The sequence below is a fragment of the Streptomyces sp. SAI-135 genome (assembly GCF_029893805.1).
GTDB lineage: Bacteria > Actinomycetota > Actinomycetes > Streptomycetales > Streptomycetaceae > Streptomyces.
Genome location: NZ_JARXYP010000002.1, coordinates 17,604 through 30,893, shown reverse-complemented (window position 1 = coordinate 30,893; position 13,290 = coordinate 17,604). Strand labels below are relative to the sequence as shown.

Below are 13,290 nucleotides of genomic sequence, written 5' to 3'. Positions count from 1 at the left end.
GACACAGGGGGTCGCCAAGGTTGGCCGCCTCGTACGGTCTGTGGTGCGCATCCAGCCGATCCGTAGGCGACTTCCCCGACAAAGGCGTTCGCGGCGGGTCGGCTGTGGCACCGTGGAGCACGTTCTGGCCCGCCGCTTTCCCCCGAGCGGCGGGCCAGATCCTGTCCTGGAGGCGAATCCGGCCCAGTCAGCATGGAAGGTGGTCGACTCGTGGAAGCCGTCTTGGCCAGCATGGTTGCCGTGGCTGGCACCCTGATCGGCTCACTGAGCACCTACCTGTTCCAGCGGCGCATCGCGGAACGCGCGGACGCCGCGTCTCGGCAGGAGCGCCTGCGCCAGGAGCGTCTGGCCGCCTACAGCGGGTATGCCAGCGCCGTGTCGGAACTCAAGCGTGGCCTGATCACCGTGTGGTTCCACCGTCGGACCTCCCCGCGCGACGAAGACGCCTACAGGGCAGCGCGGGTGGAGAGCGACAGACTGGGAGCCGCAGCCGATACCGCCGACTTCCGTCTCCAACTGGTGGCAGACGATCCGGTGCTCCGTCCCTTGATGGACGCGGTACGTGCCAAGGTCGACGCGATCGACGCAGCCGAAGACCGGCAGCAGCTCATCGTGATCGAGTCCGAGTTCGAGCAGGCGGTACGAGCATTCCTCGACGCGGCTGCCCGAACGATCGACTGATGCTGCGCCAGCGAGGTGCGCGTCGTCGGCGAGGCCGCCAACACGTGTACCCCTTGCAGGCGGGTGGCCTCCAGCCCGCCATGCAGTGAGCGCGCTGTGCGGACGCGGTGCTGCCGGGGACCGGACCGGCATTGACTCTCTCGTGATCGGGAAACGACATGGCAGGAGCTGACTACCTCGGGGGGCGAAGTGGAGATTGCAGCGATCGTGGTCTCAGTCATGGCACTGGGTGTGTCCGGTCTCGTCCCGTTCGACAGCTGCGCTTGACCGAGCACGCAAACACGCTGCCTGTCTTGGTGGATCTGTTCCGTGAGCATCGAAGTGCCTATCTTGCTCAGGCTCGGCAGGTCGTCTACGAGCAGTCGCCAGACTGGGATTTGTCCGCAGGATTAGAGGCGCTCCCCGAGTCTCAGCGGGATCTGGTGCGTGAACTGGCCTGGTTCTACGACAACCTCGGGGCGCTAGTCACCCACGGCGTAGTAGATATTGACCCCGTCTCCGGTTACCTCGGTGGGTCCGTGATCTCGGTGTGGGAACGCCTGGAGCCGCTAGTGCAGGCAGAGCGCGCTAAGCGAGCACGGAACGATCTGCCGGATCCCAACCGATGGCAGGAGTACTTCGAGAATCTGTACCACCTGGTGCGCGAGATGCCTGCAGAGAAGGCGCGAGCCGGAACCCATCTGTGGCGACTTGCGCGCTTGTGACTGATCGCCCTGCACCAGTGCTGCCACGTCCGGCATGGCCGCAGCCGTCACCCTCGACATGACCGACATCAGCACCTGGGCCGTGACCGGGACGTCCTCATGCCCACCGGTGTCGGCGTACACGTTCACGCCGACGGCGCGACGGCCGTCGCCACGGGCGCGGCCCGTGTGACAGCGAGCGGGGTGAGTCTCCTGGACGTGCTGGGCTGCATCGCCACGATCGTCTTCGGGCTGGACCTGACCCTCGCGATCACTGGCGTCACCATCAGGATCCCCATGATTACGGCGGGGCCATGCTCACCGGGGGCACCGTTGCAGTCACCGCCGGAGGTCCGGTCGGTGCCGCCAGCGTGGCGGTCGGCACCAGCGGCACCGCCTCCGACGACCAGACGCTGCAAGTCCAGGCCTGGATCGATGAGATGGGACGCATCTTCACCAAAGAATGCCCGCTGAGGCGATGCGGGCCAGGTCAGGTCTGGAGTTGTTGGAGGGCTTGTAGGGCTGTGCGAGTGGCGGGGTGATCTTGGCCCAACAGCTGCTGTCGTGAATTGAGGACGGCCTGGTACTCGGCTGCTGCAGCGTTGGTTTCTCCGCAGTCGCGGAGGACGACTGCGAGGAGGCTGCGGGTGATCAGGGTGTGGAGGTGGTCGTCGCCGAGGACGCTTGTCTGGGCTGACAGGACGGCGCGCAATTCCTCCTCGGCTGCGTCCAGGCGCCCCTGTTGGGACAGCCAGAGTGCTGCGATTCGGCTGCGGGTGGCGAGCACGTCACGGTGGTCGGCATGAAGGATGCGCAGCTGATCGGCAAGGGTGGCAGAAAGCTCACGTTCGGCGCGAGCGGTCTGTCCGCGTTCGCTGTTCGCCCGGGCGAGATCACTGCGGGCCTTGAGGGCCATCGGATGGTCTTCGCCCAGGGTCTGCGTCAGGTGCTCGACGGCCGTCTGCAGTTCTTGGGCGGCTTCGCGCGGTCGGCCCGCGTCGGTGAGGAGGCGTCCCAGTCCGTGCCGGCTGATCAGCATACCCAGCCCCTGGACCAGCCATGGAGCCAAGCTTCCTCCCAACAAGGCTGCGTCCCTGGGTACGTGATCCGACGTAGTCCAGGCAACAGGCCGGCTGTTGGGCCAGCAAGACCGGGGAGCTTGCCGTACGCAGAGCCGGTCCTGCCGGGGAGTGGCAGCATCTCGAGACGGCGAGAGCGAAGCCGACCGCTACCGCCAAGGGGATACCATCCGATGCCACTGACTTACGCCACCGCCAAATGGTGGCTATTCTGAGGTCATGCCTGTCACCACGATGACCCTGCGGATCCCTGATGAGCTGGCTCCCTCGATCAAGGCGGCTGCCTCGGAGGCTGGCCTGAGCGTGAACCAGTACGTCGTGCGCGCCGCTCGCCGTGCCGCCACCCTCGACGCCGCGCACCAGCTTGCCGCGCTGGGTCTCGGCGACGACCTGGCGGACGAGGGAGACACTCTGTGAGACGAGGAGAGATCTGGACCCTCGGCGACGGGCGCAACGTCCTGATCGTCTCCCTGACCGGCTTGGAAGAGGCCTACGGCGCGGTGGTCGCGATCGTGCTGCATCCCTCCGGCCGCTATCCCGATACGGCCATGTCAGTCGTGATCGGAGATCCGATCCCGTGCACCGCGGTCGCCGTCAACCTCCAGCAACTGAGGCTGGCCCGATTCGACGGCGCGAAACTCCTCGGCGAAGTCGACCCCGCGGCGATGGCCCGCGTCGACCAGGCATTGCGCGCCGCCCTGGACCTGTAGCCGCCCCACAGGGGACCGGTACTGCGAAGGCCATACGCCGGCCGCTCCCCAGAGGCCGCTGATTCGGCGGCCTTCGTCAACTTCGCCTTGATCGTCGAGGCGGAAGATTTGGGTGACAGGCACGAGCCTCCGCCTCGTGGAAGACGAGACGGAGGCTCACTCCGGACAGCGGCTGGCTGTCAGCCGCGCTGGGCCTTGCCCGCCAATACGCCAACCAGTGCGGCAGCGCCGGAAAGCCACTCAGGGCTCACGTCGGCGCATGCGAGCACGATCACCGTGATCAGCACCATGACGACGATGACGTGCAACCCCTTCACATCGTGTGCCGAGCCCGCTCCCGGGGCATCCACACACTGAGGTACTTCCATGTACTTCTCCTCTCAGGTTCGCCTGAGCTTGGGCCTCGGCGCGTTTCAGGTTGGGAAGCCAGGAACACGCGCCGGGGCCATCACAGGTGGTTACCCAAGGCCTACCCTCCATGGCGTCGATCGCAGCGCCGGTTCTCCTGCTGTGCTGGTGTACAAGGGGGCGCACGAACGCCACCGTCTCAATATTCGGACGGCATCGTGCTCTGACATCAGGTCAGCGCCTAACGGCGCGCTCATCGACGAGTTCGACGAACTGCTTGTCGCCGGCCCGCTAGGAACGTGAGCAGGCCCTTGCTACCAATGAAGATCATTGCTCGGGGTGGAAGGTGTGCCTTCATCCAGCGAGTCGCCCGTCGACCCAGGCCTGCACCGGCCCATACAGCCCGTCTGGCACCAGCTCGGCCAGCCGGCCGCCGTCCACCCACGCCACCTCCGCGACCTCCCGCTGCGACGCCGCATGCGCCTCTCCGGCCAGCAGCCGACAGGCTACGTAGACCACCCGTCGCCCCGACAGCGGATGCACCCGCGAGCCCAACACCACCAGCGGAGCCACCGACACGCCCACCTCCTCGCCGGCCTCACGCACCGCTGCCTCGCTCGCGGACTCGCCCGGCTCGACCTTCCCCGAGGGAAACGTCCACAGCAGGACACCCACCGGGGAGGCGCGGCGCATCAGGAGGAGACGGCCAGAGTGCACGATCACCGCGCCAGCGACCGGGGAGAGAGACATGCAGGCATCATCGTTCTTTCTGTCTCCCTCGACGCCAGTGTCGCGCCTGTTGTGGTCGGGTACGGCTTCGGCAACTGGCCGTCACATTGGGGAGGTTGCCTGGTGGGCAAAGCGAGCCGGGGCAAGCAGGAGCGCAGCAGGGACAATGCAGGACAGTGGACCGCGACCAGTTCCGCGGGGGAAGCGCACCGTCTGCGGGAGCTGACCCAGCAGCGTCTGACCGGCAACCCTTGGGTGCAGATGACGCTCGCCGACAACATCAACAATGTCGTCACCGAGCTGCACGCCGTGCTGCTGCATAGCGATCTCGCCGACATGGCGGACGCGCCCGAGGGCATCGAGCGGGATGCGGCGTGGTCGATGACGCTCGGCAAGCAGGGCCACCGGCCGCCGTGGCCCCGGACCGCCGGGGAGGCTGCCTCGTGGGAGATACGGCAGATCCAGAAACTGTTGCGGCAGGCGGAGGTCCTCGTCATCTCCCCGGCCGCGCACGCCGCGGTCATGGCCGCTGCCGCCACCCTCGAGCCGGCCGACATCAGCACCCTGGACCGCGACCGGGACATCCTCGTGTCCACCGGACTACTCGTGCTGCCCGAACCGATCGTGGTCGTCAACCACACCGGCTCCCTGTCGGACACCAGGGCCTTTGGCTGGCAGTTCGTCACCCAGCACCAGATGCTGCCCACCGCGCGGTACCCGTACCCGGGTGTGCAGGTGACGACCTTCATGGACCGCGACGGTCCAGTGCAGCCAACCGGATGGCGGCAGGCGGTCTCGCAGGCGCGCAGGTCCGGCAGCCCGCTGCCTCCGCTGATGCCCGACGGCATGTACGGGATGCGGGGCGATGCGTGCCTGGCAGAGGAGAGCACCGAGATGATGGTGGATCTGTCCGAGCGCCACTGGCAGATGCAGAAGGCCCTCACCCACGCCTCCCAGTGGCGCAGAGAGCCGGTTCCCGAAACGGGGGAGTGGGGCGGCGGCCGGGTGGACGACCCGTACGACGACTTCGTGGGCCGCTACATGTTCGCCTTCTGGCGGCTGAACGCCCAGGGCGTCACAGCCGCCGACTCGTTGCAGACCGCGGCCGGGGTCCGCGCGGCGGCGAGCGACGCGGACGGCTACGTACCGCGGGATCCCGATGTACGGGTCATCCGGCTCGCTGCGCCCTCGCCCCGTCCGTCGGATCCGGCGGGGGATGAAAAGCGGGTGTATCACCACCGGTGGCCGGTGCGGATGCACAAGGTCAGGCAGTGGTACCCAAGTCTCCAAGAGCATCGGGTGATCTGGCGCGGCCCCTACATCAAGGGGCCCGCTGATGCCCCGCTGATGATGGGGGAGAAGGCCTACCTCGTCGACTCGTAGCCCGGCGAAGGCCATACGGGATCGTCACGCGGGCGCAGAAGCCGGAATACATCACGATTGGGGCGCTGATTCCTGCGGTTGAGCGGAACCCGACAAATCAGCACCCGGCCACAGGTGCGCCTGCCGGGCGATGACCAGTGCGCGCCAACGGCTGCGGGCCGGGCCGATCAAGGACCCGGTGGGCCGGCTGATCGGCCTCGGTCTGCCGCAGCGTCAGCAGTGCGGCCACGTGCGGTGCGACGACCGGGTGCTGCTCGACTCCGGGCAGGACTGCCCGCGCTGCGAGGAGAAGCAGGCCGACCGCCGGGACCAGCGCCGGGCGGTCGCGGCCGCCGTCGACGCCGCGATGCCCGGTGCCTCGGAGGCGGAGCGCCGGGCGACCACCGCCATGCGGCTGCACCAGGACGTGACGGCCAGGGCGCGGGCGAAGGTGCGCGAGTGGGACCAGGTCCGCGCCCGGCAGGCCGCCGCAGCCCGGGCCCGTGCCGAAGCCGCGGCCGCGCAGCCAAGGCGGAGGTCCCGGCCGCGCCGATAGTGCCGGTGGTGCTGCCCGCGCCCCGTCCGGCCGCCGTCGCCCCGGCCCTCGAGGTTGCGGCCGTCGACGACGACCAGGAGCTGGTCCTCGAGGGCCTGACCCGTGAGCAGGTGCTCGACTGGCGCACCCGCGCCGCGCACGACCACCAGATCGTCCACGACCACATCGTCCGGTTCGGCGAGCACTCCGCGCAGCGCCTGTTCACATCGCGGCCGCCAACCAGTCGGCGGGCCAGACGGTCGTACGCACCCTGCGGATCCTGGCGCCCGGCACGGTGCCGCTGCCCGAGCCGGCCGACGCCGACCCGGAGGCCGCGGCCGCACGCGCCGGACCGCCTCGAACGGCTACCGCCGCACGCTCGCCGCGCACCAGGAGGCGACCCGGCCGTCCCGCGTGGACCCGCACGTCGCGGAGGCGGTGGAGCGGCAGGCAAAGGCGATGCGGGAGCTGTCACGTCGCGCACGGCACGGGACGGCGGAACCAGCATGCAGGGTAAGGCAGGTAGTCCTCGCAACGTGGCTGGACGAACGTCGGGTTTGCTGGTCGGACTATGCCGATGAGTTCGGGAGGCGCTCACGGTCGGGTCGGCGGGTTCGAGGCTCATCCTCGGCAAAACGAGCCGTGCTCATGGCACTGGCGTGGGCCACTCGCCAGCCTGCGGATGTCCGGCGAAGCGGCTCGGAATCGTGCGGCACGCGCTTCATGGCGGCATCAGCGAGTGCCTCTCGCCGATGCGTGAGTTCCCGCTCGAGCGCGTGCATGGCGTTCTCGGCGAGCCCATCGTCGGTCATCTGCCAAAAGTGCGGTTGGTAGGGCTGGCGGGTGCAAGTCGGCTGGGAGAAGTGCGCTGTTATAGCGGGGCTGGCGATCGCGTCCAGAGCAGCGTTTAGCCCCTTGGGCGGTTCGGCGTGACGGATGAGACCGGTGCGCCTGCGCGGCTGGATCGAGGTTGTCCTAGCCGTCGTGAGCGGGCTGCTGTGCCTCCTCACCCTGTTCTGGCCCGACTGGATCGATGAGGTCTTCCGGGTCGATCCCGACCAGCACAGCGGCGCCCTCGAATGGGCCATCGCCGTTCGTCGCCCTGTGCACCACGGCCGTCTTCTGCCTGCTGGCCCGCGCCGAGTTCCGCAGGGCACGTAGTGAACCCCGCCCGGCGGGGATCGCAGCTGAGCGCGGCGAGACCGGCTCTGCTCCAGGCGGGTGCGCCATCCTCTGCGATCGAGCAGTGCTTGACGGCTGAGGTGGCGTACGCCAGGTCGGATGCTCAGATAGTGCGGGTCAGCTCGTCTCTGAGAACCGGACTGATGTCGTCGACGTACGTGACGTCGCGCATCCCCACGAGGACATGATGGAATCCTTGCGCCAGCGGAAACCGGCATGCCTGCAGCGCCAGATCCTCGTCTGACGAGATCAGCCCTTCAGTGGCAAGGTGAGCCCGTACGTTTGCAGAGTCGGACCACATGCGATGGCGGGCCCGCGACCTGCAGGCGGCATGCAGGCGTCGTACGGCATCTGCCATATCGCCGGACACGCTCCCCTCGCACAGGGCCATGATGAACGGCGAGACCTGCCGTTCGAAGATCTGGTCGACTAGCTCGGTGTGATGAATCTTGTCCCAGCTGTCGCGGAAGAACTTCATCAACGGAAAGTCGTTGATCGTGTGGCCTACCCCCGACTGCTCCAGCTTCATGATCACTAGGCGTCTGAACGACTCGAACGCCGCGGCGTCCTTCGCCGGCCCGTCGAATGGTCCCCCACTGCCGGTGAGTCTGACCGACGCCCCGTTCAAAAGGGCATTGAGAGGCCTGTTGGCCATCAGCGTCAGTCCTGCAGCTCGGGCGACGTCGACAACGCTGTTCGATGCGGGCGACATGACTGCAGCGGCGTCACGTTCAAGGAGGTTGAATGGGGTTTGCAGGATTCGGAACGAGTGGTTGCTGCTGGTGGCTGTTGCGATGGACAGAAGGCGAGGAATAGAGACTTCGGTACTCACAGCCTCAGCAGTGTGTGCTGTAACGGAGTTCGAGCTCAGTCCGTAGCACTGGATGACGCCCCGTGCGACGCATTCTTCGAAAAACTCGAAGGCATCGCTGATGGTGCGGTAAACGTCGCTCGCAGGGGCGCCCTGCATCGCATTTTCCGGGTTGTGGAGAAGGAGGGCTCCGACCCGGTCCACCCCCATACGAGACAACGACAGATTCAAACTCGCCCGGAGTACGTCCACGTGCAACGAGTAGTGACTCTCAGCACTCAGCGGCGCCAGAAGGTGATCCGGGATGTCGAGGGTGGACAGTTCGCGTCTGAGCGTGGGAGTAACATATCCCGCTTTGGTGACGGTGAAGACAGGCCCAGGCCACTCCCTGAGCACGTGACCCACCAGGGCTTCTGACTGGCCGTCCATGTAACTGCTGGCTGTGTCGATCAGCGTGCAACCGGCGTCTAGCGCATGCTTCATCGCCGCCGCGTGGGTCGACCGCGTGACGGACACTCGATAGCAACCGAATCCGAGTCGGCTGGCATCGTTTAGTGAGAGGACGGCGCCATGTGTCGGATCCTCGCGAATTTCGAACTGGGGCACAGGCATTTGGGCTACCCCCGGGCGCCGATGGGATTGAGCTGCGAGAATCGCTCGTACGAGAAATTGTAACCTTGACCCGCGAGGTCGACTGCCCCCAGCCGCGATGCATGCCGGGTCCACAAGTCCGACCAGGCGACGCGCAACTGGTCCAAAAATTCTCGGCCTTCGGTCGCGAAGACTCTAAGTCCCGACAAGAGTTGAAGGTCCGAAGTGAAACGGGCGAAGATGAAATTGAATCGTCCGAGCAACTCGTGCTGCCGATAGGAGTCCTCGAACACACCCCGTTCGAGACACAGACCCAGACAATGTGACATGAGGGCCTCTGTGAAGATTCCGTGAAGCGCCACGTATAGGCTCCTCTCGTCACGATCCTCACCTGTCAGCTCACCCACCGTCGTGCTGGACGGAACCCGGAAGTAGGCTTCCTGATCCAGTGCGGCAGCCGCGAAGGCGACATGGCCTCCTTGGTGAGCCAGATCCTCGATGAAGAACGCTTCGCTGCGTCCCAGCGCGATGTTACAGAAGGCCGTGCCCTGAGCCTTGGTGGTAGCGAAGGAGTTGGAAACAGCGGACTCGAAAAGAACCACTCGCCGGAGCACCGACGTGAGGATGTCATAAAGCTCTGGCCAAACATTTCCGATGATGTTTAGGCTGTTTTGGACAACTGCAGCGCACAGTTCGGAGGAAGCAGCGACTGTCTCGACAGCCTTCTCGTCGTCGAAGAGGGCAGCAACGAGGGGCGACCCATAACTCATGACCTCGATGTCACCGCTGACTAGGCGGCAAGGGCGGTATGGACGCCTTTCCATACCAGAGCCCCTCACCTGGTACCAGGCGGTTCCCTGCCCCTCAGGGGAGCAGAGCAACTGCACCGAAGGGCCGGTCGCCTCGACGTACCCAGCCCCGGGCAAGTGGACCACACCCGAGCGATCGGCTACTGCGGGGATCTGGTTTGGCCGCTGCGAGGCTGGAAGATGGCCAGCAATGATTTGATCCAACGATGCGCGCCGTGGTCCGTCTGGTAGGGCGAAGTATGTGAACAGGAAGGGCTCGAGAATGTACGTTTCATCACAACGACCGAATCGTGTCACTACATCAGGGCAGAATTGTCTTAGCAACTGCCTCATGATGCCGGCGAATTCCTGTTGCCCAGTCCTGATTTTTGGCTCGAGCTGTGTGAGCAGGTCCATGTGACACCGGTCCTTGAGTCTGAGTGCGGCCTTCGGAGCCTCGAACGCCGCTAGTTCAGCGAAGTCCAAGGCTCCGAAAGCACTGGGCTAGCGGGCGAATTGCGGCGAGAGCGTTCTCACCTGCGCGTCGGCCGTGTGCGCCAGTTGGGCGTCCAGCTTCTGGAAGACCGGCACTAGATCCTCGATCCACATGCCGGTCTCAGCGAAGATCTGCGTGTGACAGCAAGCGAATGCGCCACCGTTGAACTTCCCTACCAACTCTGCGACCTCGGGGCTTTCCTTACGATCCAGGAACTCCTGGATCGTAAGCTTCTGAGTGTTTCCAGATTCTTGCATGGTGATACCTCCTGGTGTGTCCAGCTGCTCACTGCAGCCGTTCAGCGCGTGGACACCGGTACCGACCGGAAGTGGCCACCCGCTTTGCATTGTTCGCACTCGAACAGCAGCACGGTGGGCGACCTAGCTCACCGGTCAGCGGTCCCTCGCAAGCATTTCGTCGTCACGGCAGCAGCCGTTGTAACCTTGCGACACATAGTCATGCCTCTGGAGGAGTTTCTGGTTGCAATGTGGGCATTCCGCAGCAACGGAGGGGTTAATACGCAACAGCGCGGAATCCTTCAGTGCGAAGATGCGGCTCACAGTCTCCCTGCCGTGCTGTCGGATTCCTTGCTGTAGAAACTCGAAGGCTCCGTAAAACTGGCCACACTCACACCGCACGCGGTTGGAATAGAAGGATCCGATGTCCTCCAGCCCGAGTTCCGAGCTGATCTTCGCGCGCTCGTCTTCGGTCACGAGATGGAGTTCCCTCGCCCTCACCCGCTCGGGGGTCCAGTACCAAGACTTGATCGCCTCAGCCTGGTCGGGAGTCACATAGACGGTTGCCGACTTGCCATCCCTGATCATCTGCTGGATCAAGCTGACTACCGTGCTGTTGTCAGCTGAGATCACTGCCTTTCCTGCAGCTGCGACCGCCTCGACAGCGGAAAGAACAGAACTCTCCACAGGTGACCTCCCTGGCGCATATGGTCGCTCGTCAGACTCGGGAGCGATCGATGGGCTGCATGTCCTGTGATACTTCACAGCTAAACGCCACGCCTCCCAACGCGCCGCTGTTGGCTACTGTGGGTGACACGTACTGCGCCGGGTAGCCCCTTTGTCCAGCCATGGCTAACCGTCGGCCGCGTGCTTGGCCTCCCAGGCCCGCGCCGTCGCTGTCATATCCAACCGCCGCATTGCCGGCACCTGCGCCTGGTCGTGCACGGCCGCCCACGGCTTGCCCGCATCCCACTGGTGCGGTGCGCCTCGGAGCAACTGTCAATTCCTGTGGATCGATGCTGCCGCCTGGTTGTGCGCTGAGGTGTTCGTGGAACATCTGCCAGGTTCCTGCGTTGTTGACGAGCACGTTGGTGCCGCGGCCGTTTCCTGACCGCAGCTGGCCGTCGATGGTTCCGGTCCAGGTGAACCGGTAGCGGCATACCGTGTGGTCATGGCTGTGGGCGATCCACTCCAGATCGTCCAGCCGGTAGACCTCGTCGCGGATGGTGGCGAAGGTCTCGGCGATGGCGGAGAGGACGGCCTCGCGGTCGCGGTGGGATCCGTCGGAGAACCAGTAGACGGCCTCGGGAGCGATCAGCGGGATGCGCTGAGTGATGTCGTGACTGTTGGTCGCCTTCTCGTAGGGCGGATGAACTCGGTGGGCGGTGCAGTGGGTTCGGGCATGACCGGTACTTCTCTCCCTTTCGCGACGTGACAGGTAGCAGGGGCTGTCAGACTGCCGTGGTCTGTTCTCGCTCGACGAGGATGCCGTTCTCGAACGTGGCGCCCGCGCGGACCAGGGCGACGAGGTGGGCTCCGGTGCCCGCGCGCCAGCGTGCCTGGGCGGACTCGACGAGCTTGAAGACCATCGCGAGGGCTGCGGCCGGGCTGCCGGCGCCGCGGGTGACCTTGGTGCCGAGCTTGACGGTGGAGAAGGTCGACTCGATCGGGTTCGTGGTCCGCAGGTGGACCCAGTGCTCGGCCGGGAAGTCGTAGAACGCCAGCAGTTCCTCGGCGTCGCCGGTGATCTTCGCGACGGCCTTGGGGAACTTGGCGCCGTAGGTCTTTGCGAACGTCTCGATCGCCTTCTCGGCGTGCGCGCGGTCCTCGGCGTTGTAGATCTCCTGCATCGTCTTCGTCGTGCCCGGTTGTGCGGACTTCGGCAGGGCGTTCGTGGTGACATTCCTGACTTTGTGGACCCAGCATCGCTGGTGCCGGGCGGCCGGGAACACCTCGGCGAGGGCCTTCCACAGGCCCATCGCGCCGTCGCCGACGGCCAGCTCGGGATCCCCGCATGCCCCTGCGGCGGCAGTCACGCACTCGAAGCGACAGCTCGTCCTCCTTGCGAAGTCGGCGGGTGCGGCCAGTCGGCGCCCGGGTGCGCAGCCCGCCCTGAAGGCAGACGCTAGGAACAGGCCCGAGCGGGTGACCGTCGGAGGCGGGTGGCCAGGGTGGCCCTCAGCGCATCCCTCGGGCTCGTCAGGATGGGCCTGTGACAGCATCCGCACCCGCATCATCAGCGCACACGCCCCTTGACCTCTGGGAACGCTACGGCGACCGCCGGGCCGACGCGGACGCGGCCTCGGGGGTGCACGGCGCCTTCCACTGGGATTGGTACGAGCGCTGCGGTCCGGGTTCGGAACTGCTCGGCGCTCTTGACGGCAGAACCGTCGTCGAACTCGGCGCCGGCGCCGGACGGCAGGCCGCCCATCTCGCGGTGACCCGTGGCGTCGCCGAGGTGACCGCACTCGACTCCTCTCCGTCCATGCACCGCCGAGGGCATAAGGCTTATGGGGCCATCCCGCGGCTGCGTATCGTCCGGGCCGATGCCACGGCCTACCTCCGCAAGCACCCCAACACCTTCGACGTCGCCTACAGCGTCTTCGGGGCGGTGGACTTCAGCGACCCATGCCGGCTGCTTCCCGCGATCGCCACGAGTCTGCGCGCTGCCGGAACCCTGGTGTTCTCCACCCTGGGCCGCTATCGCAACGGCCAGGAGCCGGAGTCCGAGGTACGGGCGGCACGGCTACCCACCGCTCTGGCTGACGGCACACCCGCCACCATGGAGCGGTGGGTCCTGAGCCTCCAGGTCTGGGAGCGCCTGCTGGCGCGGGCCGGCCTGGAGGTCGTGGGGGTGCACACCGTCCACGACGCCGGGAGGGACCACCACCCGCCCATGGTGACCCGCATCGTTCGTGCCGTGCGGCCGCCCGGCCGCTGAGCGCACGACGACCGGGGGATCGCCCGCCGGTGCACCCGATGGCAGGCACGCGGTACGCGCAATCGGCTGACACACCGCGCGGCGACGCCGAGCGGCTCGGCGCCCCGGTCCTACGGTC

At 66.2% G+C, this 13,290-nt stretch carries 16 protein-coding genes and 1 pseudogene; 8 read left to right on the top strand and 9 right to left on the bottom strand.

What is annotated here, in order from left to right:
• The first annotated feature begins 210 nt into the window (after positions 1-210).
• Together M2163_RS04955 and M2163_RS04950 are read left to right on the top strand one after the other, a co-directional pair.
• Positions 211-681: a hypothetical protein gene (locus M2163_RS04955; protein WP_280893183.1), complete on the top strand. Its 471-nt coding sequence runs from the start codon at positions 211-213 to the stop codon at positions 679-681.
• A gap of 293 nt (positions 682-974) precedes the next feature.
• Positions 975-1,385 carry a hypothetical protein gene (locus M2163_RS04950; protein WP_280893182.1) on the top strand — a complete coding sequence of 137 codons (411 nt, stop codon included), beginning with the start codon at positions 975-977 and terminating at the stop codon, positions 1,383-1,385.
• A gap of 469 nt (positions 1,386-1,854) precedes the next feature.
• Here the strand turns inward: M2163_RS04950 and M2163_RS04945 are convergent, their stop codons facing one another.
• A complete protein-coding gene (locus tag M2163_RS04945) occupies positions 1,855-2,403 on the bottom strand; it encodes a tetratricopeptide repeat protein (RefSeq protein WP_280893181.1) in 549 nt (182 codons plus the stop codon).
• Positions 2,404-2,662: 259 nt separating this feature from the next.
• Here M2163_RS04945 and M2163_RS04940 point away from each other — a divergent pair, with 259 nt between their 5' ends.
• Entirely contained in the window at positions 2,663-2,860 is a 198-nt protein-coding gene (locus M2163_RS04940) for a toxin-antitoxin system HicB family antitoxin (RefSeq protein ID WP_280893180.1), read from the top strand.
• The gene (locus M2163_RS04935) at positions 2,857-3,153 is read left to right on the top strand and encodes a hypothetical protein (RefSeq protein ID WP_280893179.1); all 297 of its coding nucleotides are present in this window, start codon (positions 2,857-2,859) and stop codon (positions 3,151-3,153) included. Before M2163_RS04940 ends, M2163_RS04935 begins: the two co-directional genes overlap by 4 nt.
• A 179-nt stretch (positions 3,154-3,332) precedes the next feature.
• Here M2163_RS04935 and M2163_RS04930 read toward each other — a convergent pair whose 3' ends face one another.
• Both M2163_RS04930 and M2163_RS04925 read right to left on the bottom strand, forming a co-directional pair.
• Positions 3,333-3,521 carry a hypothetical protein gene (locus M2163_RS04930; protein ID WP_280893178.1) on the bottom strand — a complete coding sequence of 63 codons (189 nt, stop codon included), beginning with the start codon at positions 3,519-3,521 and terminating at the stop codon, positions 3,333-3,335.
• A gap of 334 nt (positions 3,522-3,855) precedes the next feature.
• Positions 3,856-4,251, bottom strand: coding sequence for an NUDIX domain-containing protein (locus M2163_RS04925; protein ID WP_280893177.1), 396 nt, complete (start codon positions 4,249-4,251; stop codon positions 3,856-3,858).
• 102 nt (positions 4,252-4,353) lie between these two features.
• On the opposite strand from M2163_RS04925, the gene M2163_RS04920 reads away from it, so the two are divergent.
• The 3 genes from M2163_RS04920 to M2163_RS04910 all read left to right on the top strand — a co-directional run bounded on the left by M2163_RS04920 (position 4,354) and on the right by M2163_RS04910 (position 7,288).
• Positions 4,354-5,613 (top strand): hypothetical protein, encoded by a 1,260-nt coding sequence (locus M2163_RS04920; protein WP_280893176.1) that lies wholly within the window; start codon positions 4,354-4,356, stop codon positions 5,611-5,613.
• A 130-nt stretch (positions 5,614-5,743) separates the two neighbouring features.
• A complete protein-coding gene (locus M2163_RS04915; protein ID WP_280893175.1) occupies positions 5,744-6,148 on the top strand; it encodes a hypothetical protein in 405 nt (134 codons plus the stop codon).
• 915 nt (positions 6,149-7,063) lie between these two features.
• Positions 7,064-7,288, top strand: a complete 225-nt coding sequence (locus tag M2163_RS04910; RefSeq protein WP_280893174.1) for a hypothetical protein — start codon at positions 7,064-7,066, stop codon at positions 7,286-7,288.
• Between the two features lie 124 nt (positions 7,289-7,412).
• Here M2163_RS04910 and M2163_RS04905 read toward each other — a convergent pair whose 3' ends face one another.
• From M2163_RS04905 to M2163_RS04880, 6 genes and pseudogenes are all read right to left on the bottom strand, one after another.
• Positions 7,413-8,732: an aldo/keto reductase gene (locus M2163_RS04905; protein ID WP_280893173.1), complete on the bottom strand. Its 1,320-nt coding sequence runs from the start codon at positions 8,730-8,732 to the stop codon at positions 7,413-7,415.
• A gap of 5 nt (positions 8,733-8,737) precedes the next feature.
• A complete protein-coding gene (locus M2163_RS04900) occupies positions 8,738-9,916 on the bottom strand; it encodes a hypothetical protein (protein ID WP_280893172.1) in 1,179 nt (392 codons plus the stop codon).
• Between the two features lie 87 nt (positions 9,917-10,003).
• A complete protein-coding gene (locus M2163_RS04895) occupies positions 10,004-10,252 on the bottom strand; it encodes a hypothetical protein (RefSeq protein ID WP_280893171.1) in 249 nt (82 codons plus the stop codon).
• A 135-nt stretch (positions 10,253-10,387) separates the two neighbouring features.
• Positions 10,388-10,918, bottom strand: coding sequence for a hypothetical protein (locus M2163_RS04890; protein ID WP_280893170.1), 531 nt, complete (start codon positions 10,916-10,918; stop codon positions 10,388-10,390).
• A gap of 31 nt (positions 10,919-10,949) precedes the next feature.
• The gene (locus M2163_RS04885) at positions 10,950-11,546 is read right to left on the bottom strand and encodes a nuclear transport factor 2 family protein (protein ID WP_280897203.1); all 597 of its coding nucleotides are present in this window, start codon (positions 11,544-11,546) and stop codon (positions 10,950-10,952) included.
• 136 nt (positions 11,547-11,682) lie between these two features.
• Positions 11,683-12,237 (bottom strand): annotated as a pseudogene (locus tag M2163_RS04880) (transposase); the annotation flags it as partial.
• 206 nt (positions 12,238-12,443) lie between these two features.
• Between M2163_RS04880 and M2163_RS04875 the strand changes: the two are divergent.
• Entirely contained in the window at positions 12,444-13,172 is a 729-nt protein-coding gene (locus tag M2163_RS04875; protein ID WP_280893169.1) for a class I SAM-dependent methyltransferase, read from the top strand.
• Positions 13,173-13,290: the final 118 nt, after the last annotated feature.